Annotated in this window: 2 protein-coding genes and 2 tRNA genes; 3 read left to right on the top strand and 1 reads right to left on the bottom strand. The window is 37.5% G+C overall.

Annotated features, from left to right (window positions below; genetic code table 11):
* Nucleotides 1-239 (top strand): transposase (locus A1019T_RS13035; protein WP_077449957.1); only part of this gene is annotated, 239 nt, incomplete at its 5' end.
* Nucleotides 240-391: 152 nt separating this feature from the next.
* Here A1019T_RS13035 and A1019T_RS13030 read toward each other — a convergent pair.
* Nucleotides 392-961, bottom strand: a complete 570-nt coding sequence (locus A1019T_RS13030) for an acyl-CoA thioesterase (protein ID WP_077452157.1) — start codon at nt 959-961, stop codon at nt 392-394.
* A gap of 344 nt (nt 962-1305) precedes the next feature.
* On the opposite strand from A1019T_RS13030, the gene A1019T_RS13025 reads away from it, so the two are divergent.
* Nucleotides 1306-1381: transfer RNA gene (locus A1019T_RS13025), tRNA-Asn, on the top strand.
* Between the two features lie 537 nt (nt 1382-1918).
* Nucleotides 1919-1994: transfer RNA gene (locus A1019T_RS13020), tRNA-Asn, on the top strand.
* The last annotated feature ends 50 nt before the right edge of the window (nt 1995-2044 follow it).

The raw sequence follows: 2044 nt of genomic DNA, 5'->3' as shown, positions 1-2044 counted from the left end.
AAATCAGAGATAAAGCGATAGAACATGGCATGAAAGCGGTTATTCCTAGAAGAAAAAATACGAAACAACCTAACCCAGAGTTTGACAGTTACCTTTATAAATTACGCCATCTAGTTGAAAATATGTTCGCTCGATTAAAGCATTTTCGCAGTATAGCAACACGCTATGAAAAGCTAGCACGCAATTTTAAATCTATGCTTTACCTAGCCTGTACTATTATTCACTGTAAGTTAAATTGAGGACACGCCCTAAAACTAGCGATAGTAAGTAGCTTCGAAAAACTAATACTTCTTGAATAATATTTCATAAATACCTCGTTGTACCTTCAATTAATACCTTTGAATTGCTTTGGATTGTAAAAAGCATCAGGCAATGATTGCTACTCAACACCTTACTTGTCCTTTAAATCATCACTAGGTTTATGAGCCCCTGTTAACTCTTCATTAGGCGATTTATGAGCTTCACAACTGGGACGATTGGATTGTTGCATGCGCATCTTTTTTCGCTGTTCTGCTGCCTCAAACCGACACTGCATTAGCTCATTTTTAATCTCTAGCGGCGGTACAGGGGTTGGCTTACCGTTTTCATCAACTGCAACCATAGTGAAATAACAACTGTTGGTATGACGCACAGTGCGCTGCTGAATATTTTCAGCTTCTACTCGAATACCCACCTCCATTGAGGTTCTGCCCACATGGTTAATACTGGCGGCGAAAGTAACCAACTCACCCACATAAATAGGCTCTAAGAACATAACCTGATCCACAGATAGAGTCACAACATAACCGCCACTGTAACGGCTGGCACAAGCATAAGCCGCCTGATCGAGCATCTTGAGTAAATCACCCCCATGCACATTGCCAATAAAGTTAGCCATATCTGGTGTCATTAATACTGACATGTATAACTCATTTTTTACAGGAGCTCTAACTGAACTGGTTGAGGTATTAATTTGTGACATAATCTTCCTATATATAGACGAAAAATAAGGGGTAAGGTTCTATTGATTTACCGTACTTTATGCTTTCAAGTATACTACGTTATCAAAACCGAGGCTAAACTCTACTGACTGTCGCAGCTTATCTGCTATACTAGGCTGTAGACAGACAGAGCACCTAAAACTGCTTTGCCGCAATCGAAAGCTGCTAAGTTATAGCTAAAAAGCCAAAAAAAACATAAAAATCGATAAAATTTGATAAATTTTCAATTTTTTTTCAAAAAAGGCTTGACGGATAAAAAATATTTGATAGAATACGCCCCACTTAACGCAAACAGCTTAACACATAAGCGCGTTAACCCAGCTATTCCCTAATAGCTCAGTTGGTAGAGCATCGGACTGTTAATCCGTGTGTCCCTGGTTCGAGCCCAGGTTAGGGAGCCAAATTCTAGCATGACTCTTTATTTCACCTCATGCTACATTGCTACCAAGCAATACTTTTATGGCATATGCCAAAGTCCTTATCTTAATAGATAGGGACTTTTTTTTGTGTCAAATTTAGTCTTGGCCACAATTCGAGCTGCTATAAAACCAGACTGCTTTTTAAAAAACTACTTTTTTTAAATACTTCTAATTTAAGCACACTACCCTGGCTATGTTATTCAGCCATTTTATGAGTTATGAAGTGATTTATTTTTCCTGACCCTTAGTGTTAGTGAGATAGTTTTGATTCAGCGGAATCTTTGTTTAGATTAATCTTTTAAGTGATTTCTCTTTTGCTATTATTGAGACAGCTATACCAAATTGGTCAAAAAACTTTGTTAAATCAAGCAATAACCCCTAATTTTGATGATAAAATCAAAAAAATAGAAGGTTTTGCATTTTTTTTGATTTTAAGGCTTGACACCCATCCGAAGATTGCCTAGAATACGCATCACTTAGTTAAGACCCCTTGCAAAACATAGGCGTCAAACAAGTTCTTCCCTAATAGCTCAGTTGGTAGAGCATCGGACTGTTAATCCGTGTGTCCCTGGTTCGAGCCCAGGTTAGGGAGCCAAATTCTAAAAGATTTTAAAGACTTATAAATCAATTTAAAATCTTATAAAA

The organism is Psychrobacter piechaudii (genome assembly GCF_900162825.1).
Taxonomy (GTDB): Bacteria; Pseudomonadota; Gammaproteobacteria; order Pseudomonadales; family Moraxellaceae; genus Psychrobacter; species Psychrobacter piechaudii.
Note: the sequence above shows the minus strand (reverse complement) of the source record. Positions and strands in the feature narration are given on the sequence as shown.

What these genes read in the sequence shown, in the direction of transcription:
- A1019T_RS13030 (WP_077452157.1), bottom strand. Translation starts at nt 961, where the DNA reads ATGTCACAAATTAATACCTCAACCAGTTCAGTTAGAGCTCCTGTAAAA.